A 25,823-nucleotide genomic window follows, 5' to 3' on the forward strand; every position below is an offset into this window, starting at 1 on the left:
GCTCGCCGCGGGCGGGCCGGCTCAGGCCTTGCCCATGCCCGCCTGGCGCGTCTTGTTGCGCTGCGGCGCATTGCGCAGCCGCGTGCCCAGGATGCGGTCATGCAGGAACTGGCCGTCGGGGTCGAACCAGGACCAGATGAAGATAGTGAAGGGCGCGGCGACGATGAACATGTCCATCGACGGCCAGTCGCTGGCGCTGGCCGCCGCCCAGACCACGGCGGCGCCGGCCAGCACCAGGGGCCAGACCAGGATATAGCGCAGGACGAGCCGGGAGGTGGACGGGGTATTGCCGTCGCGGTCGACCAGCCGGATGTTCCAGGTCTTCATGGGCAGCGTCTGGCCGCGGCGGCGCCAGCAGAGCACGAAGTACGCGCCGATCGCGACGAACAGCCAGGCTTGCCGGACCGGACGCAGATCCAGGGCGTTCTTGCTCTGGGTGAGGGTGTCCATCAGGTATCCGGCAAGGAAAACCACGCCGAACAGCAGCACGGCTTCGTACATCATGCAGGCGAATCGGCGCAGCCGATTGGGAGTCTGGTCGAGATGGGCGTCGGTCATGGACGCGTATTATGCCCGGGAATGCCGGGCCGTCCCAAGGCGGGGCAAGTCCCCCTTTGAGGGGCGGCAAGCGCGCAAGGCGCGCGTGGCGTGGGAGGCCTATCCGGCCTGCGCAAAAATGGCCGGCCCGCCGCCGGGCCGCCCCAAGGCGGGCCAGCCCCCCCGGGGGGCAGCAAGCGCGCAACGCGCGCGCGGCGTGGGGGCCCCATTCAGGCGAAAAAAAACCCGCCGGTAAGGGCGGGTCTATAAAAGGGGCTGTGCAGCCCCCAAGGGGAAAACTGTTCAGGCCCGAAGGCCTGGGGCCTTGCTCAGGCGGCGGAGTGCGCGTTCTTGGCGCTCGTCTTGCCGGCCAGGGCCTTGACGCCGTGGGCCAGCTTACGCAGGCCTGCGGCCAGCGCCCGCATCGGGTGCGGACGGAATTGTTCTTCAATAGCCTGGAGCATCAGTTGGCGCTCGAGTTCGTCGGTCAGGCGGATGGTGTTGTTCGGGTTGATCACAATAGCCTCCACGGGCTTGCACATTTGTTTAGCTACTAGGGATAACCCGAATTATAGGGTTAACCCTGGTCGTGTGCAAGGGGCCGGTGCATATTGGCAACACCTTGGTTCGATGATGCCCCAAAACGGCGCCGCGGGGCACCATAAGCAAAGATACGCGCACCATGTTGCGGCGCTTTTACAACGCGTGGCGGGGATGGCGCGAAGGGGGCGGCGCCAGGGCCGCCCCGCGAGACGGCGGCGCTCAGGCGTCGCGGTAGCCGGCCGCCACCAGTTCGAAACCGAACAGGCGGCAGTCCAGCGAACCGTTGTGCAGGGGCACCCGGCGCTTGGGCTTCAGGCGCATCTGGTTGGGCAGGGTCATGTCGCTGGTGATGGCATGTAGCTGCCAGCCGGCGAAATTGCGCTTCAGGCAGGCCGCCCAGTCGCGCCAGAGGTCCGGGTCCTGTTCCGTCCCCATGCGTTCGCCGTAAGGCGGGTTGGTGACGATCCAGCCATGGTCGGCGGGAGCCGTGATGTGGCGGGCGTCGCCGACTTCGAAGCGGATCGAATCGGCCGTCAGCCAGGCGCGCTCGGCGTTGTTGCGGGCGAATTCGATGGCCTGGGGGTCCAGGTCGTAGCCGACCAGCGGCGCGTCCAACTGGGGCAGGATGCGCGAGCGGGCGTCGTCCTTCAGATCGCGCCAGCGGTAGGCGTCGTGGCCGCGCAGGCGTTCGAAGCCGAAGGGGCGGGAGATGCCGGGAGGCACGCCCAGGGCGATCCAGGCGCCCTCGATGAGGATGGTGCCCGAGCCGCAGAACGGGTCCAGCAGCGGGGCCGACGGGTCCCAGCCCGCCAGCGCGAGCATGCCGGCGGCCAGGTTCTCGCGCAGCGGCGCCTCGCCCTTGTCCAGGCGCCAGCCGCGCTTGAACAGGGATTCGCCCGAGGTGTCCAGGTACAGCGTCGCGGTGTGGCCGGTCAGGAACAGGTGCACGCGCGCGTCCGGCCGCACCGTGTCGATGCTGGGGCGCTCGCCTTCGAGTTCGCGCAGGCGGTCGCAGATGCCGTCCTTGGCGCGCAGATTGCAGTATTGCAGGCTTTGCACCGGGCTCTTGATGGCCGAGGTGTCCACGCGCAGCGTCTGTTCGGCGCCGAACCAGCGCTCCCAGGGCGTGTCGCGGGCCAGGTCCAGGATGTCGTCTTCGTGGGAGATCTCGGCATGCGCGACCTGCACCAGGATGCGGGTCGCCAGGCGCGAATACAGGTTGGCGCGCTGCACGCCCGACCAGTCGGCGGTGAAGGAACAGCCGGCGCGGCCGACCTGCGCGTCTTCGAAGCCCAGCGCCTGCATTTCCGCCGTCAGCGCTTCTTCCAGCCCCTGGGGGCAGGGGGCGAAAATCGGGAACACCTCCGCCTGGCGCGTTTCGCGCGGGCGGCGGCCGCGGATTTCCACGACGGGTTCGCGTTCGCCGGCGGGTTCCGCCGCGTGTGCGTCTTCGGGTTCCGCCAGGTATTCGGGCGCGGGGCCGTCGTCCTCGAACGGGTCGTAGAAGCGTCCGGCCGGCGTGGCGGGCGCGATGTACTGGTCGTCCAGGCGCGGCGCGCGCTGCGGTGCGCGGCCGGAACGCGAACCGGGGGCATCGTCGCGCCGCGGGCTGTCGCCGCGGCGGCCATCGGCGCGGCTCGCGGGGCCGCGGGCATCCTGCTCCCGGCCGGCGGGGCCGCGCTTGCCCGGGGCCGGGGACTTGCCCGGGCCGCGCGCGGATTCCTGCTGGCGGCGTTGATAGCCTTCAGGGTCTTTCTGGCGCTCGAGGTTGTCCTTGGTGCGCTCGTTCTGCGCGACCAGGCGGGCGCGGGCTCCGGTGCGCACGCGCTTGGGCGCGGCTTCGGCATGCGCGTCGCGCGCGGTTTTCTTGATCGTCAGCGTCTTGCGCGGACGGTCCTGTTCATCTGAGGACATACGAATCCTGGCGAATGTGCAGAGGTAGGGGGAATCAGAAGGGTTTGACGACGACCAGCGCCACCACCACCAAGAGCAGCAAGACGGGAACTTCGTTGAACCAGCGATAGAACTTGTGCGAACGGGTGTTTTTGCCCTGTTCGAATTTGCGCAGCATCGAGCCACAGGCGTGATGGTAGCCGATCACGAGCAGGACGAAAAAGAGCTTGGCGTGCATCCAGCCGTTGCCGGGGCCCACGCCGATGCCGTAGCCCAGGTACAGCCACATGCCGAACAGCACGGCGACCACGGCCAGGATGGTGGTGAAGCGGTACAGGCGCCGGGCCATGCCCAGCAGCGTCGCCTGCACCGAGGGGTCGGACTGCTGCGCCAGGTTCACATAGATGCGCGGCAGGTAGAACAAGCCGGCAAACCAGGAGGCGATAAAGACAATATGAAAGGTCTTGACCCAAAGCATGGCCATGGCGCGATCCGTCCGAGGAAAGCAGCATTGTAAGGCCGGCGCTGTGGATGCTTCCGGTGCGCGTAGGATGGGTGGAGCGCGGCAGTTCCTGGGCAAGAACTCAAGTATCCAGCGCGCGCAACCCATGCGGCCGCAATCGACTGTTTTCCAGCCGATGCAGAGCACCGTCTGCCCGCGGCCGCATGGGTTGCGCGCGTTCAGCATCGAGGTTCCTACCCAGGAACTGCCGCGCTCCACCCATCCTACGATCCTTCCCATGGGTCGTGGCGGTGGCTCAGATGACGTACAGGTCCACGTATTCGTGCACCGGCATGGCTTCCAGCGTCTGCTGGTCCAGCGACGCGTCCAGGATGCGGTTTTGCTGCCGGGCCGGGAACATGCGGGCCAGATTGGTGCGGAACTTGGCCTCCAGCAGCGGGATGCCTTCGGCGCGGCGGCGCTTGTGGCCGATGGGGTATTCGCAGACGACCTCGTCCAGGCGGGTGCCGTCGTTGAACTCCACGGTCAGCGCGTTGGCGATGGAGCGCTTGTCGGGATCGTGGTAGTCCCGGGTGTAGGCCGGATCCTCGACGCAGACGATCCGGTCGCGCAGCGCGTCGATGCGCGGATCCCGGGCGACCGAGTCTTCGTAGTCGCCCGCGGTCAGGCGCCCGAACAGCACCGGCACGGCCACCATGTACTGGATGCAGTGGTCCCGGTCGGCCGGGTTGGCCAGCGGACCCTGTTTGTCGATGATGCGGATGCAAGCCTCGTGGGTGCGGATCGTGATCTTCGCGATGTCCTCGGGGCGCTTGCCCGCGGCCTGCAGTTGCCGGTGGATGTCCATGGCGCATTCGACGGCGGTCTGCGCATGGAATTCGGCCGGGAACGAGATCTTGAACAGCACGTTCTCCATCACGTAGCTGCCGTAGGGGCGCTGGAACTTGAACGGCTGGCCCTTGAAGAGCACGTCGTAGAAGCCCCAGGTCCTGGCCGTCAGCACGGACGGGTAGCCCATTTCGCCGGTCTTGGCGATCAGCGCCAGGCGCACCGCGCGGCTGGTGGCGTCGCCGGCGGCCCAGCTCTTGCGGCTGCCGGTGTTGGGCGCGTGGCGGTAGGTGCGCAGGCTCTGCCCGTCGACCCAGGCGAGCGATACCGCGTTGATCACTTCGTCGCGGTCCAGGCCGAGCATCTGCGCCACGACGGCGGTGGACGCCACCTTGACCAGCACGACGTGGTCCAGGCCGACCTTGTTGAAGGAGTTCTCCAGCGCGATGCAGCCCTGGATTTCGTGCGCCTTGATCATGCCGGTCAGCACGTCGCGCATCAGGAGCGGCGGCTTGCCGGCCGCGACGGCGGTGCGCGACAGCCAGTCGGCGACGGCCAGGATGCCGCCGAGATTGTCCGACGGGTGGCCCCATTCGGCGGCCAGCCAGGTGTCGTTGAAGTCCAGCCAGCGGATCATCGCGCCGATGTTGAACGCGGCTTGTACCGGGTCCAACTGGAACTGGGTGCCGGGCACTTTGGCGCCGTGGGGCACGACGGTGCCCGGCACCACCGGCCCCAGCAGTTTCCTGCAAGCCGGATACTCCAGCGCTTCCAGGCCGCAGCCCAGCGTGTCGATCAGGCAGTTGCGGGCGGTCTCGTAGGCCAGGCCGCCCTGGATTTCATAGTTCAGTACGTAGTCCGCGATATCGACCAGGACCTGGTCGGGATCGGGACGGACGTTGGATATCGGGGCAGACATGTCGGTACCTCTCCTGAAATGGTGTACAGGAGGTCCCGGGCCCGCGCGGCGCCGCTTTGTTTTCCGACGACGGGCCCATGGGTTGCCTTACTTCCGCTTTTCGATCGGCACGAACTTCTGATCTTCCGGACCCACGTAGTTGGCGGTGGGGCGGATGATCTTGTTGTCGATGCGCTGTTCGATGATGTGGGCCGACCAGCCCGCCGTGCGCGCGATGACGAACAGCGGGGTGAACATGGCGGTGGGCACGCCCATCATGTGGTAGCTGACGGCCGAGAACCAGTCCAGGTTGGGGAACATCTTCTTGATGTCCCACATGACCGTTTCCAGGCGTTCGGCGATGTCGAACATCTTGGTGCTGCCGGCCTTCTTGGACAGCTTCTTCGCCACTTCCTTGATGACCTTGTTGCGGGGGTCGGACACCGTGTAGACCGGGTGGCCGAAGCCGATGACGACTTCCTTGGCTTCCACGCGGCGGCGGATGTCGGCCTCGGCCTCGTCGGGGGTCTCGTAGCGCTTCTGCACTTCGAAGGCGACTTCGTTGGCGCCGCCGTGCTTGGGGCCACGCAGCGCGCCGATGGCACCGGTGATGGCGGAGTACACGTCGGAGCCGGTGCCGGCGACGACGCGGGCGGTGAACGTGGACGCGTTGAACTCGTGTTCGGCGTACAGGTTCAGCGAGATGTGCATGGCCTTGACCCACTCTTCGCTGGGCTTCTCGCCGTGCAGCAGGTGCAGGAAGTGGCCGCCGATGCTGTCGTCGTCGGTCTGCACGTCGATGATGCGGCCGTTGTGGCTGTAGTGATACCAGTACAGCAGCGCCGAGCCCAGGTTGGCCATCAGGCGGTCGGCGATGTCGCGTGCGCCCGGGGTGTTGTGGTCGTCCTTTTCAGGCAGCACGCAGCCCAGCACCGATACGGCGGTGCGCATCACGTCCATGGGGTGGCTGGCGGCGGGGAGGGCTTCCAGCGCGGCCTGCAATTGGGCGGGCAGGCCGCGCAGGCTGCGCAGCTTTTCCTTGTAGGCCTTCAGTTCGGCCTTGTTGGGCAGCTTGCCATGGACGAGCAGGTGCGCGATTTCCTCGAACTCGCTGGTGTGGGCGATGTCCAGGATGTCGTAGCCGCGGTAGTGCAGGTCGTTGCCGCTGCGGCCGACCGTGCACAGTGCGGTGTTGCCGGCGACGACGCCGGACAGCGCAACCGACTTCTTGGGCTTGAAACCGGCTTTTTCTTCCGGCTTGGCGTCCGTTTTCGCTTCCTGCTTCTTGGGAGCCGTGCTCATGTCTCTACTCCTTTCCTTACGCGGTGGTCGTTGCAATAGGGTGGCATGCATGGCGCCGCGGCGGCGGCCCCGGCGCCGGGTATCGCAGGCTTACGCCTTGCCCTTCTGGAAAAGCGCGTCCAGCTTCGATTCGAATTCGTGGTAGCCGATGCGGTCGTACAGTTCCTCGCGCGTCTGCATCAGGTCCACCACGTTCTTCTGGTGGCCGTCGCGGCGGATGGCGGTGTAGACGGCTTCGGCGGCCTTGTTCATGGCGCGGAAGGCCGAGAGCGGGTACAGCACCATGCCCACGCCGACGCTCTTGAGTTCCTCGACCGAGAACAGCGGGGTCTTGCCGAATTCGGTGATGTTGGCCAGCACCGGCACCTTGACGGCCTTGACGAAGCGGTCGTAGGTGGGCAGGTCGTAGGCGGCTTCGGCGAAGATGGCGTCGGCGCCGGCTTCCACGCAGGCCAGCGCGCGCTCGATGGCGGCGTCCACGCCGTGCGAGGCGATCGCGTCGGTGCGGGCGATCAGGTAGAAGTCGCTGTCGGTGCGGGCGTCGGCCGCGGCCTTGACGCGGTCGGCCATTTCTTCGGTCGAGACGATTTCCTTGCCGGGGCGGTGGCCGCAACGCTTGGCGCCGACCTGGTCTTCGATGTGGCAGGCGGCCGCGCCGAACTTGATCAGGCTCTTGACGGTGCGGGCGATGTTGAACGCCGACGGGCCGAAGCCGGTGTCGATGTCCACCAGCAGGGGCACGTCGCAGACGTCGGTGATGCGGCGGACGTCGGTCAGGACGTCGTCCATCGTGTTGATGCCGAGGTCGGGCAGGCCCAGCGAACCGGCCGCGACGCCGCCGCCGGACAGATAGATGGCGCGATAGCCGGCGCGCTTGGCCAGCAGGGCGTGGTTGGCGTTGATGGCGCCGATGATCTGCAGCGGGCTTTCTTCGGCCAGCGCGCGGCGAAAGAGGGCGCCGGCGGATTCGGGTCTGGACATGGTGGGTCTCCGTAGAATAAATCTGTCCCCTTCGCGACAATTCTTTGCGCGGGCGCAAAGAGACAGATTTATGTTGCGGACCGACAGGGAAGCCCCATTCATTGGGCTTCCCCTAGGAATTGGGCCCGCGAACGGGCCCAATCCTTTGCTCAAGCGCTGCTTACTTCAGCAGGTCCTTCACGCCGTCGCGCTCTTCGAGGAGCTCTTTCAGCGTGAAGTCCAGGCGTTCGCGCGAGAAGGCGTCGATTTCCAGGCCTTCGATGCGCTTGTATTCGCCATTTTCGGTCGTGACCGGCACGCCGTAGATGATGCCTTCGGGGATGCCGTAGGAGCCGTCGGACGGGATGCCCATCGTGACCCACTTGCCGTTGCTGCCCAGGACCCAGTCACGGACGTGGTCGATGGCGGCGTTGGCGGCCGAGGCGGCCGAGGACAGGCCGCGGGCTTCGATGATGGCGGCGCCGCGCTTGCCCACGGTGGGGATGAACGTGTCGCGGTTCCAGGCGTCGTCGTTGATCAGCTTGGACAGCGACTCGCCGCCGACGGTGGCGAAGCGGTAGTCGGGGTACATGGTGGGCGAGTGGTTGCCCCACACGACCAGCTTTTCGATGTCGGCGACGGCCTTGCCCGACTTGGCGGCCAGTTGCGACAGGGCGCGGTTGTGGTCCAGGCGCAGCATGGCGGTGAAGTTCTTGGCGGGCAGGTCCGGCGCCGACTTCATGGCGATGTAGGCGTTGGTGTTGGCGGGGTTGCCCACGACCAGCACCTTGACGTTGCGGCTGGCCACGTCGTTCAGGGCCTTGCCCTGCGCCGTGAAGATCTGCGCGTTGACGGACAGCAGGTCCTTGCGCTCCATGCCGGGGCCGCGCGGACGGGCGCCGACCAGCAGGGCCACGTCGGCGTCCTTGAAGGCGGTGCGGGGATCGCTGTGGGCGGTGACTTCCTGCAGCAGCGGGAAGGCGCAGTCATCCAGTTCCATGATGACGCCCTTCAGGGCCTTTTGCGCTTTCTCGTCGGGGATTTCCAGCAGTTGCAGGATGACGGGTTGATCTTTACCCAGCATTTCGCCCGAGGCGATGCGGAATAGCAGTGCGTAACCGATTTGGCCGGCGGCGCCGGTGACGGCGACACGCAAGGCAGGCTTGGACATGGACGTTCTCCGTAATGGTTTGGCGAGAAAAAAATCTCACCAATCAGTGTAATCGTTGGGCGTGAAAATCAACGCGCGCAAGGCTGGGCGCGCGGCGCCCGGGCAGCGGTGAATCCTAGATTGATTTTACGTATGCGTCAATTGCTCTTCTATCTTATATAAGACATAAGACGTTGGACAGCGTCCCTCGCGGTGTGCCACAATAGAGCGTTTATTCGAATGCGCCGCAGCCTTGCTTGGCCGCGCGCCTGTATCAAGCCAGAAGACTGGCGGCAGCGGCGTATTGCGGATGGGTTCGCGTCCCTTGCGCCGCCTTTCCATCCACCCGGATAAACATGACACAACCAAGAAGATCCATGGCAGAGCCCCGGCCCGAAACCTCCTTACGCACTCGCGCCGCCCGTCCGTCGGGCGAGGGGGCCGCTTTCAGTCCGCTCTACCGGCAGATCAAGGATCTGCTGGTCCAAAGCCTGGAGCGCGGCGAATGGAAGCCGGGCGAACTCATCCCCAGCGAAATCGACCTTGCCGCCCGTTTCCAGGTGAGCCAGGGCACGGTGCGCAAGGCGGTCGACGAGCTTGCCGCCGAGCACATGCTGCTGCGCCGCCAGGGCAAGGGCACGTTCGTCGCCACCCACCACGAAGCCCGCGTGCGCTACCGCTTCCTGCGCCTGGCCCCCGATGACGAGGGCGAAGCCGGCCGGGCGGAAAGCCGCATCCTGGAATGCCGCCGCCTGCGGGCGCCCGCCGAGATCGCGCGCGCCCTGGACCTGCGGGCCGGCGAAACCGTCGTGATGATCCGCCGCCTGCTGTCCCTGGGGCATGCGCCCACCGTCGTGGACGACATCTGGCTGCCCGGTTCCATTTTCCGCGGGCTGACCCTGGAGCTGCTGACCGCCAACAAGGCGCCGCTCTATGGCCTGTTCGAATCCGAATTCGGCGTGAGCATGGTGCGCGCGGACGAGAAGCTGCGCGCGGTGCCCGCGCCGGCCGAAGTCTGTCCGCTGCTTAATGTTGCCGTCGGGACGCCGTTGTTGCAGGTGGATCGGGTGTCCTACACCTACGGTGACCGCCCCATGGAAATCCGCCGGGGCTTGTACTTGACCGATCGATACCATTACCGCAATAGTTTGAATTGATGAGCTTTTTGACTACGATTTGATACCGACCCTATCTCTGGGCGAAAATACCGTGTTTGCCCGCAAGGGCCACGGCATTCTTGCCGTCACGATTCCCTAGTTCCGAAACACCGAGGCCGTCATGTCCGACACCGCTGCCAAGCCACGTCCGCAGTTTCGCAATATTGGCATTGCGCAACTCGCCAGCTACCGCCTGCCCCTGGCCGGCAAGCTGTCCATCCTGCACCGCGTCAGCGGCGCGCTGCTGTTCCTCTGTCTTCCCTTGGTCATTCTGCCGCTGTTCGCGGCCAGCGTGGCCGCGCCGCAGACGTTCGCCGCCGTGGCCGCGTACGCCGGCAACCCGATAGTCAAGCTTGTCTTCCTGGTCCTGGTCTGGGGCTACCTGCACCATTTCTGTGCCGGCATCCGCTACCTGCTGCTGGACCTGCACATCGGCATCGACAAACTGTCGGCCAAGAAGAGCGCCGGCGTGGTTTTCGGGGTGAGCCTGGCGCTGACCCTGGTGTTCGCCCTCAAACTGTTCGGAGCGCTGTAATGGCCGACGTCAAAAACTACGGACCCAAGCGTCTGGTCGTGGGCGCCCACTACGGCGTCATGGATTTCATCATCCAGCGCGTCACCGCCGTCATCATGGCCGTGTACACGCTGGTGCTGCTGATCGGCATCCTGGCGATGCCGGCCTTCACGTACGAACACTGGACCTCGCTGTTCAATTTCTACGTGGGCGTTCTTCCGGTCGGCCAGATCCTGGCCACCCTTGCATTCGTTGCGCTGGCCTGGCACGCCTGGATTGGCGTGCGCGACATCTGGATGGACTACGTCAAGTCGGTGGGCGTGCGCCTGCTGCTGCAAGTGCTGACGATCCTCTGGCTGGTCGGTTCGGTCGTTTACTTCGCGCAAATCCTCTGGAGCATTTAAGCCGTGGTCTCTGTCCTGAAATCCCTGCCGCGCCGCCAGTTTGATGTGGTGGTCGTCGGCGCCGGCGGAGCCGGCATGCGTTGTTCGCTGCAACTGTCCCAAGCGGGCCTGTCCGTTGCGGTGCTGTCCAAGGTGTTCCCCACGCGTTCGCACACGGTTGCCGCCCAAGGCGGCGTGAGCGCCTCGCTGGGCAACATGAGCGAAGACAACTGGTACTGGCACATGTACGACACCGTCAAGGGTTCGGACTGGCTGGGCGACCAGGACGCCATCGAATTCATGTGCCGTGAAGCGCCGAACGCCGTGTACGAACTCGAACACTTCGGCATGCCGTTCGACCGCAACCCCGACGGCACCATCTACCAGCGTCCGTTCGGCGGCCACACCGCCAACTTCGGCGAAAAGCCGGTCCAGCGCGCCTGTGCCGCTGCCGACCGCACCGGCCACGCGCTGCTGCACACCCTCTACCAGCGCAACGTCGCCGCGCGCACCCAGTTCTTCGTCGAATGGATGGCGCTGGACCTGCTGCGCAACGAAGCCGGCGACGTCGTCGGCGTGACCGCCCTGGAAATGGAAACGGGCGAGATCTACATCCTGGAAGCCAAGACCACGGTGCTGGCCACCGGCGGCGCCGGCCGCATCTGGGCCGCGTCCACCAACGCCTTCATCAACACCGGCGACGGCCTGGGCATGGCCGCCCGCGCGGGCATCCCGCTGCAGGACATGGAATTCTGGCAATTCCACCCGACCGGCGTGGCCGGCGCCGGCGTGCTGATCACGGAAGGCGTGCGCGGCGAAGGCGGCATCCTGCTGAACAAGGACGGCGAACGCTTCATGGAGCGCTACGCGCCCACGCTGAAGGACCTGGCCCCGCGCGACTTCGTGTCCCGCTCGATGGACCAGGAAATCAAGGAAGGCCGCGGCTGCGGTCCCGACGGCAGCTACGTGGTCCTGAAGCTGGACCACCTGGGCGCCGACGTGATCAACAAGCGCCTGCCCTCGATCCGCGAAATCGCCATCAAGTTCGGCAACGTGGACCCGATCAAGGAACCGATCCCCGTCGTCCCGACCATCCACTACCAGATGGGCGGCATCCCGGCCAACTACCACGGCCAGGTGCTGACGCGCGAAAACGGCGAGAACAAGATCGTCAACGGCCTGTACGCCATCGGCGAATGCGCCGCGGTGTCGGTGCACGGCGCCAACCGCCTGGGCACGAACTCGCTGCTGGACCTGATCGTGTTCGGCCGCGCCACCGGCAACCACATCGTGAATTCGCATCCGGAACGCCAGCACGCGCACCAGCCCGTGCCGCAGCAGGCCGTCGAATTCTCGCTGGACCGCGTGAACAAGCTGGAATCGCGCACCTCCGGCGAAAAGACGCAGGACATCGGCAACGCCATCCGCTTCTCGATGCAGCGCCACTGCGGCGTGTTCCGCACGCTGGACCTGCTGAACGAAGGCGTGGAGCAGATCGAGGACCTGGCCAAGCAAGCCGACAACATCTACTTCAAGGACAAGTCCAAGGTGTTCAACACCGCGCGCGTCGAGGCGCTGGAACTGGCCAACATGACCGAAGTGGCCCGCGCCACCATCAAGTCGGCCGCCAACCGCACCGAAAGCCGCGGCGCCCATGCGCTGGACGACCACCCGACCCGCGACGACGAGAACTGGCTGAAGCACACGCTGTGGTACTCCGAAGGCAGCCGCCTGGATTACAAGCCCGTGCAGATGAAGCCTCTGACGGTCGAGTCCTTCCCGCCCAAGGCGCGTACCTTCTAAGTCCGGATAGAGTCCTACTATGAGCACCAAGAGAATCGTCAAGTTCGAAATCTACCGCTACGATCCGGACAAGGACGAGCGCCCGTACATGCAGAAGCTGGAAGTCGAACTCCAGCCCACCGACAAGATGCTGCTCGATGCGCTGGTGCGCATCAAGAACGACGTCGATGACAGCCTGGCCCTGCGCCGCTCGTGCCGTGAAGGCGTGTGCGGTTCGGACGCCATGAACATCAACGGCAAGAACGGCCTGGCCTGCACGACGAACCTGCGCGAACTGAAGGAACCGATCGTCCTGCGTCCGCTGCCCGGCCTGCCGGTCATCCGCGACCTGATCGTGGACATGACGCACTTCTTCAACCAGTACCACTCGATCCGCCCGTACCTCATCAACGACACGCCGCCGCCCGAAAAGGAACGCCTGCAGTCGCCCGAGGCGCGCGAAGAGCTGGACGGCCTGTACGAGTGCATTCTGTGCGCGTGCTGTTCCACTTCCTGCCCGTCGTTCTGGTGGAATCCGGACAAGTTCGTCGGCCCGGCCGGCCTGCTGCAAGCCTACCGCTTCATCGCCGACAGCCGCGACGAAGCCACGGGCGGCCGCCTGGACAACCTGGAAGACCCGTATCGCCTGTTCCGTTGCCACACCATCATGAATTGCGTCGACGTCTGTCCCAAGGGCCTGAACCCGACCAAGGCGATCGGCAAGATCAAGGAACTGCTGGTTCGCCGCACGGTCTAGTATCAAGCGGTGTGTTTTTATCGCCGCGCCGCCTCTTGAATGGGCATGTCCCCTTTAAAGGGGCGGCGCGTCTGCCTGGCGGACGTGGCGAGGGACTTTTTATTTAGGTGTAACGATGAGCAGGCTTACTGAACTAGAGCGGGCGCGTTTGCGTTGGCGGGCGCGCCGCGGTCTGCTCGAAAACGACTTGATCATCACCCGGTATCTGGACGCCCACGAGGCCGAACTTACCGACGATGACGTAGCCGCATTGACGCAGTTGTTCGAAATGGGAGACAACGACCTTCTCGACCTGCTGCTGGCTCGCAAGGAACTCGAGGGCGCGCTGGACACGCCCAGGCTTCGGAGCATTATTGGCCAGATGCGCGCGCTCTGATTAATTGAGAGGAAAAAACATGAACCTGTCTGACAAAAAAGCCACGCTATCCTTCTCGGATGGCAGCGCCCCCATTGAGTTCCCTGTCTACAAGGGCACGGTCGGTCCGGATGTGATCGACATCCGCAAGCTTTACGGCCAGACGGGCATGTTCACGTTTGACCCGGGCTTCATGTCCACCGCCGCCTGCGAATCGGGCATCACGTACATCGATGGCGACAAGGGCGAGCTGCTGTACCGCGGCTTCCCCATCGAGCAACTGGCCGTGAACTGCGACTTCATGGACATCTGCTACCTGATCCTGAACGGCGAACTGCCGAACAAGGACCAGAAGGCCGATTTCGACTCGCAAGTGACCCATCACACGATGGTGAACGAGCAACTGCATTTCTTCCTGCGCGGTTTCCGCCGCGACGCGCACCCCATGGCCGTCCTGACCGGCCTGGTCGGCGCGCTGTCCGCGTTCTACCACGACTCCACCGACATCACGAACCCGCAGCATCGCCACATCTCGGCCATCCGCCTGATCGCCAAGATGCCGACGCTGGTCGCGATGGCGTATAAGTACTCGCAAGGCCAGCCTTTCATCTACCCGCAGAACGACCTGTCCTACACGGGCAACTTCCTGCGCATGATGTTCGCCACGCCGTGCGAAGACTACAAGGTCAACGAAGTCGTCGAGCGCGCGCTGGACCGCATCTTCATCCTGCACGCCGACCACGAGCAGAACGCGTCGACCTCGACCGTCCGCCTGTGCGGCTCGTCGGGCACCAACCCCTTCGCCGCCATCTCGGCCGGCGTGGCTTGCCTGTGGGGCCCGGCTCACGGCGGCGCCAACGAAGCTTGCCTGCAGATGCTGGAAGAACTGCAAGCCAACGGCGGCATCGACAAGGTCGGCGAGTTCATGGAGAAGGTCAAGGACAAGAACTCGGGCGTGCGCCTGATGGGCTTTGGCCACCGCGTCTACAAGAACTACGACCCGCGCGCCAAGCTGATGCAGGAAACGTGCAAGGAAGTGCTCTCGGCCCTGGGCCTGGAAAACGACCCGCTGTTCAAGCTGGCCATGGAACTGGAACGCATCGCCCTGTCGGATCCGTACTTCGTGCAGCGCAAGCTGTACCCGAACGTGGACTTCTACTCGGGTATCGTCCAGCGCGCCATCGGCATCCCGACCTCGCTGTTCACGGCCATCTTCGCGCTGGCCCGCACGGTGGGCTGGATCGCCCAGTGGAACGAAATGCTGTCGGACCCCGATTACAAGATCGGCCGTCCCCGCCAGTTGTTCACCGGTTCGGTCACGCGCGACGTGCCCCCGATGGACAAGCGCTGATCCGTTGCCAAGTCTGAACAAGAAACCGCTTCTGAACTGACCCCCAGAAGTTGGACGGTCAGCTAAAGCCCGAAGGCCTGAGCTCGGTATTGCACCGGGCTCAGGCCTTTTAGCTTGAGCTTGATGCGGTCGTGATTGTAGTAATGGATGTACCGCCGGATGTCGGCCTGCAACTGCTCGACGCTCTCGAAGCGGTTCAGGTGGAAGAACTCAGCCTTGAGCGTGCCGAAGAAGCTTTCCATGGCGGCATTGTCCAGGCAGTTGCCCTTGCGTGACATGCTCTGCGTAATCGAACGTACTTGCAGCATCCGCCGGTAATGGGGTTGCTGGTATTGCCAACCCTGGTCGGAGTGCACAACAGGACGGTCCCCTGGCCTGAGTCGAGCCAACGCTTTCTTCAGCATGTTGCCCACAAGCTGGAACAGCGGCCGGCGGCTGGTCTCGTAGGCCACGATCTCGCCGTTGTACAGGTCCATGACCGGCGACAGGTACAGCTTCTCACCGTGTACATTGAACTCGGTCACGTCGGTGACCCACTTCTGGTTGGGCCTGTTGGCCTCGAACTGGCGTGCCAACAGGTTCGGCACCACGCGGCCTACCTCGCCTCGGTACGAACGATATTTCTTCGGGCGCACCAAGGACCTCAGCCCGAGCGTCTGCATCAGTTTTTGCACCGTCTTGTGGTTCACACACTGCCCCGTCTGGCGCAACACGGCTGTGATGCGCCGGTAGCCGTAGCGACCCTTGTGGCGTACGTAGACAGCACGGATCCTGTCTTTGATCTCGGCATGCTTGTCGGCAGCTTCAGCCACCTTGACCTGGTAGTAATACGTGCTGCGCGCCAGGCTGGCCGCCTTGAGTAAGGCTGCCAACGGATGTTGCTGCCTCAACCCAGTCACGACTTGCGCTTTTTCTGCGCAGCCGCACGCTTCTTTTCCTGGATCAAGGCATCGAGTTTTTTTAAGTACGCGACCTCGGCGCGCAACTCGATCAACTCCTGGTTCTGCCGGGCAATGATCTGCTTGTCGTCCAGATCGGTGAGGGGTACGTCGGGCTTGGTGGGCTTGGTGCTCATGGTCTTGGGACGACCCTTGCGAAGGGGCCGCAGTGCGTCGATACCTCCAGCATGATACTGGCGCGCCCATTTACCAATGTGAGCTGCGCAGCGAATGTCGAATGCTGTCGCCGTCTGGGCCTGGGACCAGTGCTCGCGCCACATCCGCTTGAGCACCTTCAGTTTGAACGCCGCGTCATAGCTTGTACCCTTGCCGCGCAGCGCTGCAATGCCGTGGGCTCGGTAACCGTTCACCCACCGCCTGACCGTTGCGTAATCAAGTCCATGACGGGCAGCAATCGACTTGCTGCCCCCTGAACCAGACAGATACTGCCTGACTACCTTGAGCTTGAAGCTCTCCTCGTACTTCGCCATGCAAAAACCCCCGAAGGTCGGATTTAGTCCAACTTTCGGGGGTCAGTTCATTCGGGCGGTTTTTTGTTGCCGGGCCGCCCCAAAACAAAAACGCCCCCTCGGGGGGGCAGCAAGCGCGCGCAGCGTGCGCGGCGTGGGGACTCTTTTTCTTTGCCGCGCGGGGCCGAACAGGGAGGATTTGGCGTTTATCATCCTGCCCATGATTCCCATCGCATTGCCTTCCGCCGGCTTCTACATTTTTGTTTCCCTCGGCTTTCTTGCGGGCCTGGTATTGCTCGGTTGTGCATTGGTCATGGTCGCCAGCGGGGGCGCGCGCCGCGCGGTACGCAAGTACTGGAAGACTTCCACGCTGATATTCGTCGTGCTGGCCGTGCCGTTCGCTTTCTATGCCTGGGTCCAGACCGTGATCTGGCAAGTGGAGCGGGAAAGCGCGCGTGCGCAGGTTGCCCGCAAAGTCACCCTGCAGGACGCCACGACGGTTGGCGGCATCGTCATGCCGGCCGGAACGCGGCTGACGCTGCAGGACGAGGGGCTGCTGGAAACCTATCTCGAAGCCGAGTTTCCGCAGCCCGTTGCCATGTATGGGGTACAGGCGTCCAGCGCAAGGCGCTATCTGCATTCCGACTACGACAACGAAACCTACGCCTTGCGGGGCCGTTATCCGCTCAACGTCATCCTGCGCGGGCAGGGAAGCCAGGCGGTGCTGGGCTGGCAGTGCGACGCCGCGCAGGGCATCGAATTCGACGTGGCGAGCGACGGCGCCATGACGGCTTTGAACAAGTGCGTGCTGGGCCCCGGCAATCGGATCGAAGCCCTGGACCTGGCTCCGGGCTCCATCGTCTACGGTTCGAGCGGCACGGTCTATACCGATGGTTCGCGGGACCCCGATAGCTGGCGCATCGAGGTCAAGAATCCGGTGGCGGTCAGGATATTCGGGCTGCCCTTGAGCGAACCCCGGCTATATCTGGACGAGGCGCGGCGACTGTTGCGCGTCAGCGATGCGGAGCTGGCCTGCCCGACGCAGTTCGGCGGCGTGAGCTATGCCGCCGGCACGCAGGTCAAGTCGGCGCGGCGCGGCCGCGGCGATGATCGCGAGCCGTACCCGGGCGTGCTGGTCCTGAGTCCCTGGGACGGCCAGGTCGCCAAGCGCGAGGGAGGAGCCGACGTGCCAGAAGGCATGTCGGTGATGCAGACGCTGGCCGGAAAGGTCCTGGACGTGGTCGAGAACGATACGGTCGGCGTCTTTCACTTCGCCACCATCATCGTCGGCGACGAGGCACCCCAGGTCAGCCGCGCGTCCTGCCGCTGAGCCGCGCGGGCCTGGAGCCTGGCCTTATGCGCCGATGCCGCGCGCCATCAGGACGGCGAACAGCGGCAGGAAAATGAACAGGTGCGATTCGATCATGACCCAGCGGCGGGCGCGCTTGATGTCGGCCGCCGGGGGCACGAAGCCTGGCTGCTGGCGGGACTGCTTCGCCCAGCGCAGGAACGTCATCGTCGGGGGGATCGAACAGAGGCCGATGACGACGAAAAGCGTGATCTTCGCGTGGAACCACGGATTGGCCATGTAGAAGGCGGCGCCCTTGATGCCGAGGGTCAGGCGCAGCACGCCGGTAATCAGCACCACCAAGGCGCTGGCCAGATAGAGGCGGTCGTAGATGGCCAGGCGCTTGACGCCATTGGCCGTGAGTTCGGGCCGCAGCAGCACGGCTTCGGCCGTCAGGACCACCACGAGCAGGAAAATGGCCAGGTAGTGAAACCAGGCATACAGGGCGTCGGCCAGCATGTGGACTCCGGAAAACAAGGTTGAACTTGGTTTTTACCATCAGCACGGGCCGGCGGGCTATCGCGATGAGCGGGTCGCGTGCAATGAAAAAGGGCGCCCCGAGGGGGCGCCCTTGGCCTTGGCGGCAATCGTCGATCAACGGCGCTTCTTGGCGGCCTCGGCGGCTTCCTGCTGCGCGTCCACCACGGCCAGGGCCGTCATGTTGACGATGCGGCGCACGGTGGCGCTGGTGGTCAGGATGTGCACGGGACGGGCCGCGCCCAGCAGGATCGGGCCCATCGCGATGCCGTTGCTGCCGGTCATCTTCAGCATGTTGTACGTGATGTTGCCGGTGTCCAGGTTCGGCATGACCAGCAGGTTCGCGCGGCCCTTCAGCGTGCTGTCCGGGTAGGCCAGGACGCGGATTTTCTCCGACAGGGCGGCGTCGGCGTGCATTTCGCCGTCGACTTCCAGGTCGGGCGCGCGCTCCTGCACCAGCCTGGCCGCCGCGGCCATTTTGCGCGACGATTCCGTCACGCGGCTGCCGAAGTTGGAGTGCGACAGCAGGGCGATCTTCGGCACCACGCCAAAGCGCAGCATTTCGTCGGCGGCCTGGATCGTGATGCTGGCCACTTCTTCCGACGTCGGATTTTCGTTGACGTGGGTGTCGGTGACGAACAGCGTCTGGTCGGGCAGCATCAGCACGTTCAGGGCGGCGTAGGTCTGGCCTTCCTTCTTGCCGATGATTTCGTCGATGTACTTGAGCTGGTTGTCGTACTTGCTGGCCACGCCGCAAAGCAGCGCGTCGGCGTCGCCGCGGCGCAGCAGCATCGCGCCGATCAGCGTGTTGTGCTTGCGGATCATCGCCTTGGCGATGGCCGGCGTCACGCCTTCGCGGCCCTTGAGCTGGTAGTAGGCGCTCCAGGTTTCATTGAAGCGGCTGTCGTCCTCGGGATCCACGATCTCGAAATGCTGGCCGGCGACCAGGCGCAGGCCGAACTTCTTGATGCGCATCTCGATCACGGCCGGGCGGCCGATCAGGATCGGGAAAGCCAGCTTCTCGTCGGAGACGGTCTGCACCGCGCGCAGGACGCGTTCGTCTTCGCCGTCGGCGTAGATGACGCGCTTGGGCGCCTTCTTGGCCTGGGCGAACAGCGGGCGCATCAACTGGCCGGAGTGGTACACGAAACCCATCAGCTTCTGGCGGTAGGCTTCGATGTCCTCGATGGGACGCGCGGCGACGCCGGAGTCGGCGGCGGCCTGGGCCACGGCCGGCGCGATCTGGACGATCAGGCGCGGGTCGAAAGGCTTGGGGATGATGTAGTCGGGGCCGAACGACAATTCCTGGCCGGCGTAGGCGCGGGCCACTTCATCGTTCTGCTCGGCTTGCGCCAGTTCGGCGATGGCCTTCACGCAAGCCAGCTTCATTTCTTCCGTGATGCGCGAGGCGCCGGCATCCATGGCGCCGCGGAAGATGAACGGGAAGCACAGCACGTTGTTGACCTGGTTCGGGTAGTCCGAACGGCCGGTGGCGATGATGCAGTCCGGGCGCGCCGCCTTGGCGATTTCCGGGCGGATCTCGGGCTCCGGGTTGGCCAGGGCCAGGATCAGCGGGCTGGCGGCCATGGTCTTGACCATGTCGGCGGTCAGCACGCCGGCGGTCGAGCAGCCCAGGAACACGTCGGCGCCGTTGACCACGTCGGCCAGCGTGCGCGCGTCGGTTTTCTGGGCGTAGCGCTTCTTGTTGGCCTCCATGTTTTCATCGCGGCCGTCCCAGATCACGCCGCGGGAGTCCACCACGTAGATGTTCTCGCGCTTGACGCCCAGGTGGACCAGCAGGTCCAGGCAGGCGATGGCGGCGGCGCCGGCGCCCGAGCAGGCCAGCTTGACCGTGCCGATGTCCTTGCCCACGACCTTCAGGCCGTTCAGGATGGCGGCCGACGAAATGATGGCGGTGCCGTGCTGGTCGTCGTGGAAGACGGGGATCTTCATGCGCTCGCGCAGCTTCTTTTCAATATAGAAGCACTCGGGCGCCTTGATGTCCTCGAGGTTGACGCCGCCCAGCGTGGGCTCCAGCGCCGCGATGATGTCGACCAGCTTGTCGGGGTCGTTCTCGGCGAGTTCGATGTCGAACACGTCGATGCCGGCGAACTTCTTGAAGAGGCAGCCCTTGCCTTCCATGACCGGCTTGGCCGCCAGCGGACCGATGTTGCCCAGGCCCAGCACGGCGGTGCCGTTGGTGATCACGCCCACCAGATTGCCGCGCGAGGTGTACTTCGAGGCGGCGTCGTCGCCCTGGTCGAAGATGGCCATGCAGGCGGCCGCCACGCCGGGGGAGTAGGCCAGGGACAGGTCGTCTTGGTTGGCGAGGGTCTTGGTCGGGGTGACCGAGATTTTGCCGGGAGTGGGATAGGCGTGGTAGTCCAACGCCAGTTTGGTGAGAGTTTCGTCCATGGGATACAGGCCTTTGGGGCGTAAAACGGAAAGACAGAAAAGGAAAACGGACTGCAAAAGGCGGGCTCGCGGCCCGCCTTCATCTATTTGGCAATGCTTGAGAACACCCGTATTTCAACAGAAAGCGGGGGAGCTTGGTTGTTGCACCGCAACGAATGGCCGGTTTTTACAGCTCCCAGGGCGGAGTCCGGCGGGCGCGGGCGTTCAATCGGGCCCGCAGCGCCTGGGCGTCGTCCTGCCGGCCCAGGCTGTCCAGCGCGTACAGGGCGATCCAGTCGGCGCTGACTTCGAAGAAGTCGCGCAACTGGGCGCGGGTGTCGCTGCGGCCGAAGCCGTCGGTGCCCAGCGTGCGGTAGGAAGCCGGCACCCAGGCGCGGATCTGTTCGGGCACGGCGCGCACGTAGTCGGTGGCGGCGACCACCGGCGCGTTGCTGGCGCCCAGGCAGGTCCGCACCCAGTCCGCCGGGTCGCGGGTTTCCAGCCCCAGCACGCGGGCGCGCTCGGCTTCGCGGCCGTCGCGGGCCAGTTCGGAAAAGCTGGTCACGCTCCAGACCTCGGCGTCCACCCCGTAGTCGGCCAGCAGCCGCTCGGCCGCCGTTTCGGCCTCGCGCAGCATGGGGCCGGCGCCCAGCAGGCGCACCTGGGCCTGGCCGCGGGCGGGGCGCAGGCGGTACATGCCGCGCAGGATGCCTTCGCGCGCGTCCTCGCCCGCGGGCATGTCCGGCTGCGCCAGGTTTTCGTTGGTGACGGTCAGGTAGAAGAACTCGTCGCGCTGCTCGTCGAGCATGCGGCGCATGCCGTGCTCGACGATGACGGCGACCTCGTACGCGTAGGCCGGGTCGTAGGCGCGGCAGTTGGGAACGGCGGCGGCCATGATGTGGCTGGAACCGTCCTGGTGCTGCAGCCCCTCGCCGCCCAGCGTGGTCCGGCCGGAGGTCGCGCCGATGAGGAAGCCGCGCGTGCGCTGGTCGGCCGCCGCCCAGATCAGGTCGCCGATGCGCTGGAAGCCGAACATCGAGTAATAGATATAGAAGGGCAGCATGGGCAGCCCGTTGACCGAGTAGCTGGTGCCGGCCGCGGTCCACGAGGAAATCGCGCCGGCCTCGGTAATGCCTTCCTCCAGGATCTGGCCGTCGCGGGCTTCGCGGTAGTACAGCACCGAGCCGATGTCCTCGGGTTCGTAGAGCTGCCCCTGCGCCGAATAGATGCCGATCTGCCGGAACAGATTGGCCATGCCGAAGGTGCGGGCCTCGTCCGCGACGATGGGCACGATGCGCGGGCCCACGGCGCCGTCCTTGAGCAGCGCGGTCAGCATGCGCACGATGGCCATGGTGGAGGACATTTCCTTGCCGTCCGCGGCCAGCGCGAAGCGCGCCCATTGTTCTGCGTCCGGCGGCGCCAGGCGGGGCGCCTGGGTGGCGCGGCGGGGAATGTGCCCGCCCAGCGCCGCGCGGCGCGCCTGCAGGTGGCGCAGTTCGGCGCTGTCCTCGGCGGGGCGGTAGAACTTCAGCGCCAGGCAGTCGGCGTCCGAGATCGGCAGCGCGAAGCGGTCGCGGAAGGCCAGCAGCGCTTCGTCGTCCAGCTTCTTCTGCTGGTGGGTGGTCATCTTGCCCTGGCCGGCCGCGCCCATGCCGAAGCCCTTCTTGGTCTGCGCCAGGATGACGGTGGGCTGGCCGCGATGGCGGACGGCGCGGTGGTAGGCGGCGTGGATCTTCACCATGTCGTGGCCGCCGCGGTGCAGCCGGTCGATGGCTTCGTCGGTCCAGTCGGCCACCAGGGCGGCCAGCTCGGGATTCTGGTTGAAGAAGTGGGCGCGGTTGAAGGCGCCGTCGTTGGCGGCGAAGGTCTGGAACTGCCCGTCCACCGTGTTGGCGAACGCGCGGGCCAGCGCGCCGCCGGTGTCGCGGCGCAAGAGGGCGTCCCAGTCGCTGCCCCAGACCAGCTTGATCACGTTCCAGCCCGCGCCGGCGTACAGCGTTTCGAGTTCGTCGATGATGCGGCCGTTGCCGCGCACCGGGCCGTCCAGCCGCTGCAGGTTGCAGTTGACCACGAAGACCAGGTTGTCGAGCTTTTCGCGCGCCGCCAACGTCAGCGCGGCGATGGATTCGGGTTCGTCCATTTCGCCGTCGCCGAAGATGCCCCAGACCTTGCGGTCGCCGCCGGGCACCAGCGAGCGGTGTTCGAGGTAGCGCATGAAGCGCGCCTGGTAGATGGCGTTGATGGGGCCGATGCCCATCGAGCCCGTGGGGAACTGCCAGAAATCGGGCATCAGCCACGGGTGCGGGTACGAGGACAGGCCGCGCAGGCCGCGCGCGGTGGCGGTGATTTCCTGCCGGAAATGCGCCAGGTCGTCTTCGCCCAGGAATCCTTCCAGGTAGGCGCGGGCGTACACGCCCGGCGCCGAGTGCGGCTGCATGTAGACCAGGTCGCCCGGGCCTTCCGCCGTCCGCGCCCGGAAGAAATGGTTGAAGCCCACCTCGAACAGATCGGCCGCCGAGGTGTAGCTGGCGATGTGGCCGCCCAGTTCGCCATGCGCCTGGTTGGCGCGCACCACCATGGCCAGCGCGTTCCAGCGGTTGATGCGGGCGATGCGTTCCTCGACCGCCAGGTTGCCGGGAAACGGCGGTTCCTGGTCGGCGGGGATGGTATTCAGATAGGCCGTGCGGATCTGGCCGCTGGCGCGCAGGCCCAGCGAGGCGGCGTGGCCCAGGAGATTGTCCAGCACGTAGCCCGCCCGTCCGGCGCCTTCCGCCTGGACCAGCGACTGCAGGGCGTCGCGCCATTCGGCGGTTTCGGCGGGGTCGAGGTCGTGTTCCGTGTCGTGCCCGGGACGGAGGGGGCTGGCGTCGCGCATAGTGGTGTTGTCTCCTGGTTTAGGGCCCATGCTAGACCCTTGCCCCAGGCATGGGTGATCGAAATTTTGGAGGAATCGCGTCGGTTTCAGCATAATCTTTTGCAGGGCGCGGTGCCCGCGGCAGCTTATGCCGCGGAAACGCCCAATGGCCGCCTCCGGGCCCTCAGCCGGCGAGGCGCTAGAATTCGCGGCTAGCAGACAGGGAGATTTCCATGACCCAACCCACCCGCGTCCCCGCAGAGGTCACGCTGCCGGAACTGACGTTCCGCGGCGTCCTGCTGGGCGCCCTGATCACCGTCATCTTCACCGCTTCCAACGTGTTCCTGGGACTGAAGGTGGGCCTGACGTTTTCGTCCGCCATTCCGGCCGCGGTGATCTCGATGTCCGTGCTGCGCCTGTTCAAGGACGCGAACATCCTGGAAAACAATATGGTGCAGACCCAGGCCTCGGCGGCCGGCACGCTGTCTTCCATCATCTTCATCCTGCCGGCCCTGGTCATGATGGGGCACTGGCAGGGCTTTCCGTTCTGGCAGACGCTGGGCATCTGCGCGGCCGGCGGGATGCTGGGCGTGATGTTCACGATTCCGCTGCGCCACGTGATGGTGGTGCAGAGCGACCTGCCGTATCCGGAAGGCGTGGCGGCCGCCGAGATCCTGCGGGTGGGCAGCGCCGAACGCGCCCAGGATGCCGCCGAGGACGCCGGGCGGGCGCCGGCCAAGGCCGCCACGGGCATGGGCGACATCGTCGCCGGCGGCCTGGCCTCCGCCGCGGTCAGCTTCGCGGCCAGCGGCCTGCGGGTGCTGGGCGACAGCGTCAGCGGCTGGTTCGCGCTGGGCGGCGCGGTGTTCCGGCTGCCGATGGGTTTCTCGCTGGCGCTGCTGGGCGCCGGCTACCTCATCGGCATCGTCGCGGGCCTGGCCATGCTGACCGGGCTGGTCATTTCCTGGGGGATCGCCGTGCCCGTCCTGAGCGCCATGGGCGACATGCCCGCGGGCCAGTCGCTGGCGCAGTACGCGACTGGCCTGTGGTCCTCGCAAGTACGCTTCATCGGCGCGGGCGTGATCGGCGTGGGCGCCATCTGGACGCTGGCGACGCTGTTCATGCCGATGGCGCGCGGCGTGAAGGCCTCGTTCGCCGCCCTGGGCAAAGCCGGCGCGGCCGGCGCCGGGAGCGCCCCGCGCACCGAGCGCGACCTGTCGGCCGGATGGATCTCGGCGGTGACGCTGGTGCTGGTGGCGGTCCTGGTCGTGACGTTCCAGGTGTTCCTGTCGGGCGCGCCGCTGTCGGCCGCCGCGATCTGGAAGCTGGTGGCCTACGCGGTGCTATTCGCCTTTGTGTTCGGCTTCCTGGTGGCCGCCGCCTGCGGCTACATGGCCGGGCTGGTGGGTTCGTCCACGAGCCCGATCTCGGGAGTGGGCATCGTCGCCATCGTGCTGGTGTCGCTGCTGATGCTGGCGCTGGGCGGCGAATTGCTGAGCGTGGAGAACGGCGTGCAGATGGCCATCGCGCTGTCTATCTTCAGCACGTCCGCGGTGGTGGCCGTGGCCTCGATTTCCAACGACAACCTGCAGGACCTGAAGACCGGCTGGCTCGTGGGCGCGACGCCGTGGCGCCAGCAGGTCGCGCTGCTGATCGGCTGCGTGGCGGGCGCGGCGGTGATTTCTCCGGTGCTGGAACTGCTGTACAACGCCTACGGCTTCGCCGACGCGATGCCGCGCGCCGACATGGATCCGGCGCAGGCCCTGTCGGCGCCGCAGGCGACGCTGATGCTGGCGATCGCGCGCGGCATCTTCACGCACCAGCTCAACTGGTCGATGATCCTGATCGGCATGGCGGTCGGCGTGGGCCTGATCCTGGTGGACCAGGTCCTGATGCGCACCTGCCGCGTGGCCCGGATTCCGGTGCTGGCGGTGGGCATCGGCATCTACCTGCCGCCGACCGTCGCCGCGCCCATCGTGGCCGGCGCGGTCCTTGCATGGCTGCTCGAGCGCGCCCTGCGCCGCCGCGCCGCCGCGGCCGGCAAGCCCTACGAACAGTTCGCCGACGCGCCCAACCGCCGCGGCGTGCTGATCGCCTCCGGCCTGATCGTGGGCGAAAGCCTGGTCGGGGTGCTGATGGCCGCCATCATCGGCGCGGCGGGCTCCGACGCCCCGCTGGCCATCGCCGGCGAGGACTTCGCGCCGACGGCGTCGTATCTCGGGCTGGCGGTTTTCGTGTTCGTGGCGGTGCTGTTCTGGCGGCGGGTGTTGAAGCTGGCGTAGCGCGCTTGCAAATCGTCGATGCGAGGGGCGGGGCTGCGGCAGGAGCCTGGCTGCGGCAGTGTCTGACACCCGTACGAGGTGAGGGCACGCGCAGTGTCTGACACCCGTACGGCAAGGCGCTCAAGCTTGAAGCAGCGCTTCCCGGGTGTCTGACACCCACACACATGGTGTCAGACACCCGGGAAGA

General features: G+C 65.8%; 21 protein-coding genes. 9 read left to right on the forward strand and 12 right to left on the reverse strand.

The annotated features are described in order from the left end of the window. Positions 1-21: 21 nt before the first annotated feature. The 8 genes from WHX56_RS12365 to WHX56_RS12400 form a co-directional block, all read right to left on the reverse strand. On the reverse strand, positions 22-558 hold the full coding sequence (locus WHX56_RS12365; RefSeq protein WP_338881328.1) for an RDD family protein: 537 nt from the start codon (positions 556-558) through the stop codon (positions 22-24). A gap of 308 nt (positions 559-866) precedes the next feature. After that, positions 867-1,079: a hypothetical protein gene (locus tag WHX56_RS12370; RefSeq protein WP_244235071.1), complete on the reverse strand. Its 213-nt coding sequence runs from the start codon at positions 1,077-1,079 to the stop codon at positions 867-869. Between the two features lie 220 nt (positions 1,080-1,299). Next, positions 1,300-2,994, reverse strand: a complete 1,695-nt coding sequence (locus WHX56_RS12375) for a THUMP domain-containing protein (RefSeq protein WP_338881329.1) — start codon at positions 2,992-2,994, stop codon at positions 1,300-1,302. A 34-nt stretch (positions 2,995-3,028) separates the two neighbouring features. Further along, entirely contained in the window at positions 3,029-3,457 is a 429-nt protein-coding gene (locus WHX56_RS12380) for a CopD family protein (protein WP_208742400.1), read from the reverse strand. A gap of 274 nt (positions 3,458-3,731) precedes the next feature. Then, positions 3,732-5,183: a bifunctional 2-methylcitrate dehydratase/aconitate hydratase gene (locus tag WHX56_RS12385; protein WP_338881330.1), complete on the reverse strand. Its 1,452-nt coding sequence runs from the start codon at positions 5,181-5,183 to the stop codon at positions 3,732-3,734. A gap of 87 nt (positions 5,184-5,270) precedes the next feature. Further along, the gene (prpC, locus tag WHX56_RS12390; RefSeq protein ID WP_129241974.1) at positions 5,271-6,464 is read right to left on the reverse strand and encodes a bifunctional 2-methylcitrate synthase/citrate synthase; all 1,194 of its coding nucleotides are present in this window, start codon (positions 6,462-6,464) and stop codon (positions 5,271-5,273) included. Positions 6,465-6,554: 90 nt separating this feature from the next. Beyond that, the gene (gene prpB, locus WHX56_RS12395; RefSeq protein ID WP_043542890.1) at positions 6,555-7,445 is read right to left on the reverse strand and encodes a methylisocitrate lyase; all 891 of its coding nucleotides are present in this window, start codon (positions 7,443-7,445) and stop codon (positions 6,555-6,557) included. A 160-nt stretch (positions 7,446-7,605) separates the two neighbouring features. Next, positions 7,606-8,595, reverse strand: coding sequence for a malate dehydrogenase (locus tag WHX56_RS12400; RefSeq protein ID WP_013392305.1), 990 nt, complete (start codon positions 8,593-8,595; stop codon positions 7,606-7,608). Positions 8,596-8,951: 356 nt separating this feature from the next. Here WHX56_RS12400 and WHX56_RS12405 point away from each other — a divergent pair, with 356 nt between their 5' ends. The 7 genes from WHX56_RS12405 to WHX56_RS12435 all read left to right on the forward strand — a co-directional run bounded on the left by WHX56_RS12405 (position 8,952) and on the right by WHX56_RS12435 (position 14,873). Further along, the gene (locus WHX56_RS12405) at positions 8,952-9,731 is read left to right on the forward strand and encodes a GntR family transcriptional regulator (RefSeq protein WP_129241975.1); all 780 of its coding nucleotides are present in this window, start codon (positions 8,952-8,954) and stop codon (positions 9,729-9,731) included. Between the two features lie 121 nt (positions 9,732-9,852). Beyond that, positions 9,853-10,266: a succinate dehydrogenase, cytochrome b556 subunit gene (sdhC, locus tag WHX56_RS12410; protein ID WP_129241976.1), complete on the forward strand. Its 414-nt coding sequence runs from the start codon at positions 9,853-9,855 to the stop codon at positions 10,264-10,266. Beyond that, a complete protein-coding gene (sdhD, locus tag WHX56_RS12415) occupies positions 10,266-10,649 on the forward strand; it encodes a succinate dehydrogenase, hydrophobic membrane anchor protein (protein WP_129241977.1) in 384 nt (127 codons plus the stop codon). Before sdhC ends, sdhD begins: the two co-directional genes overlap by 1 nt. Positions 10,650-10,652: 3 nt before the next feature. Beyond that, positions 10,653-12,431, forward strand: coding sequence for a succinate dehydrogenase flavoprotein subunit (sdhA, locus tag WHX56_RS12420; RefSeq protein ID WP_129241978.1), 1,779 nt, complete (start codon positions 10,653-10,655; stop codon positions 12,429-12,431). A gap of 19 nt (positions 12,432-12,450) precedes the next feature. After that, positions 12,451-13,167 (forward strand): succinate dehydrogenase iron-sulfur subunit, encoded by a 717-nt coding sequence (locus WHX56_RS12425; protein WP_129241979.1) that lies wholly within the window; start codon positions 12,451-12,453, stop codon positions 13,165-13,167. Positions 13,168-13,282: 115 nt separating this feature from the next. Beyond that, positions 13,283-13,543: a succinate dehydrogenase assembly factor 2 gene (locus WHX56_RS12430; RefSeq protein WP_129241980.1), complete on the forward strand. Its 261-nt coding sequence runs from the start codon at positions 13,283-13,285 to the stop codon at positions 13,541-13,543. A gap of 19 nt (positions 13,544-13,562) precedes the next feature. Then, a complete protein-coding gene (locus tag WHX56_RS12435) occupies positions 13,563-14,873 on the forward strand; it encodes a citrate synthase (protein WP_062684931.1) in 1,311 nt (436 codons plus the stop codon). A 62-nt stretch (positions 14,874-14,935) separates the two neighbouring features. Here WHX56_RS12435 and WHX56_RS12440 read toward each other — a convergent pair. Continuing rightward, a protein-coding gene (locus tag WHX56_RS12440) for an IS3 family transposase (RefSeq protein ID WP_338880157.1) occupies positions 14,936-16,302 on the reverse strand; the annotation gives its coding sequence in 2 pieces (ribosomal slippage) (positions 14,936-15,828 and positions 15,828-16,302; 1,368 coding nt in all). Positions 16,303-16,501: 199 nt separating this feature from the next. Here WHX56_RS12440 and WHX56_RS12445 point away from each other — a divergent pair. Next, positions 16,502-17,611 (forward strand): hypothetical protein, encoded by a 1,110-nt coding sequence (locus tag WHX56_RS12445; RefSeq protein ID WP_338881331.1) that lies wholly within the window; start codon positions 16,502-16,504, stop codon positions 17,609-17,611. 24 nt (positions 17,612-17,635) lie between these two features. On the opposite strand, the gene WHX56_RS12450 is transcribed toward WHX56_RS12445, so the two are convergent. The 3 genes from WHX56_RS12450 to mdeB all read right to left on the reverse strand — a co-directional run bounded on the left by WHX56_RS12450 (position 17,636) and on the right by mdeB (position 23,375). After that, a complete protein-coding gene (locus WHX56_RS12450) occupies positions 17,636-18,088 on the reverse strand; it encodes a DUF2214 family protein (protein WP_338881332.1) in 453 nt (150 codons plus the stop codon). A gap of 135 nt (positions 18,089-18,223) precedes the next feature. After that, a complete protein-coding gene (locus WHX56_RS12455; protein ID WP_129241988.1) occupies positions 18,224-20,521 on the reverse strand; it encodes an NADP-dependent malic enzyme in 2,298 nt (765 codons plus the stop codon). Between the two features lie 166 nt (positions 20,522-20,687). Continuing rightward, entirely contained in the window at positions 20,688-23,375 is a 2,688-nt protein-coding gene (gene mdeB / locus WHX56_RS12460; protein ID WP_338881333.1) for an alpha-ketoglutarate dehydrogenase, read from the reverse strand. Between the two features lie 212 nt (positions 23,376-23,587). On the opposite strand from mdeB, the gene WHX56_RS12465 reads away from it, so the two are divergent. Then, entirely contained in the window at positions 23,588-25,636 is a 2,049-nt protein-coding gene (locus WHX56_RS12465; protein WP_338881334.1) for an OPT family oligopeptide transporter, read from the forward strand. Positions 25,637-25,823: the final 187 nt, after the last annotated feature.

The organism is Achromobacter veterisilvae, assembly GCF_037619525.1.
Lineage (GTDB): Bacteria > Pseudomonadota > Gammaproteobacteria > Burkholderiales > Burkholderiaceae_B > Achromobacter > Achromobacter veterisilvae.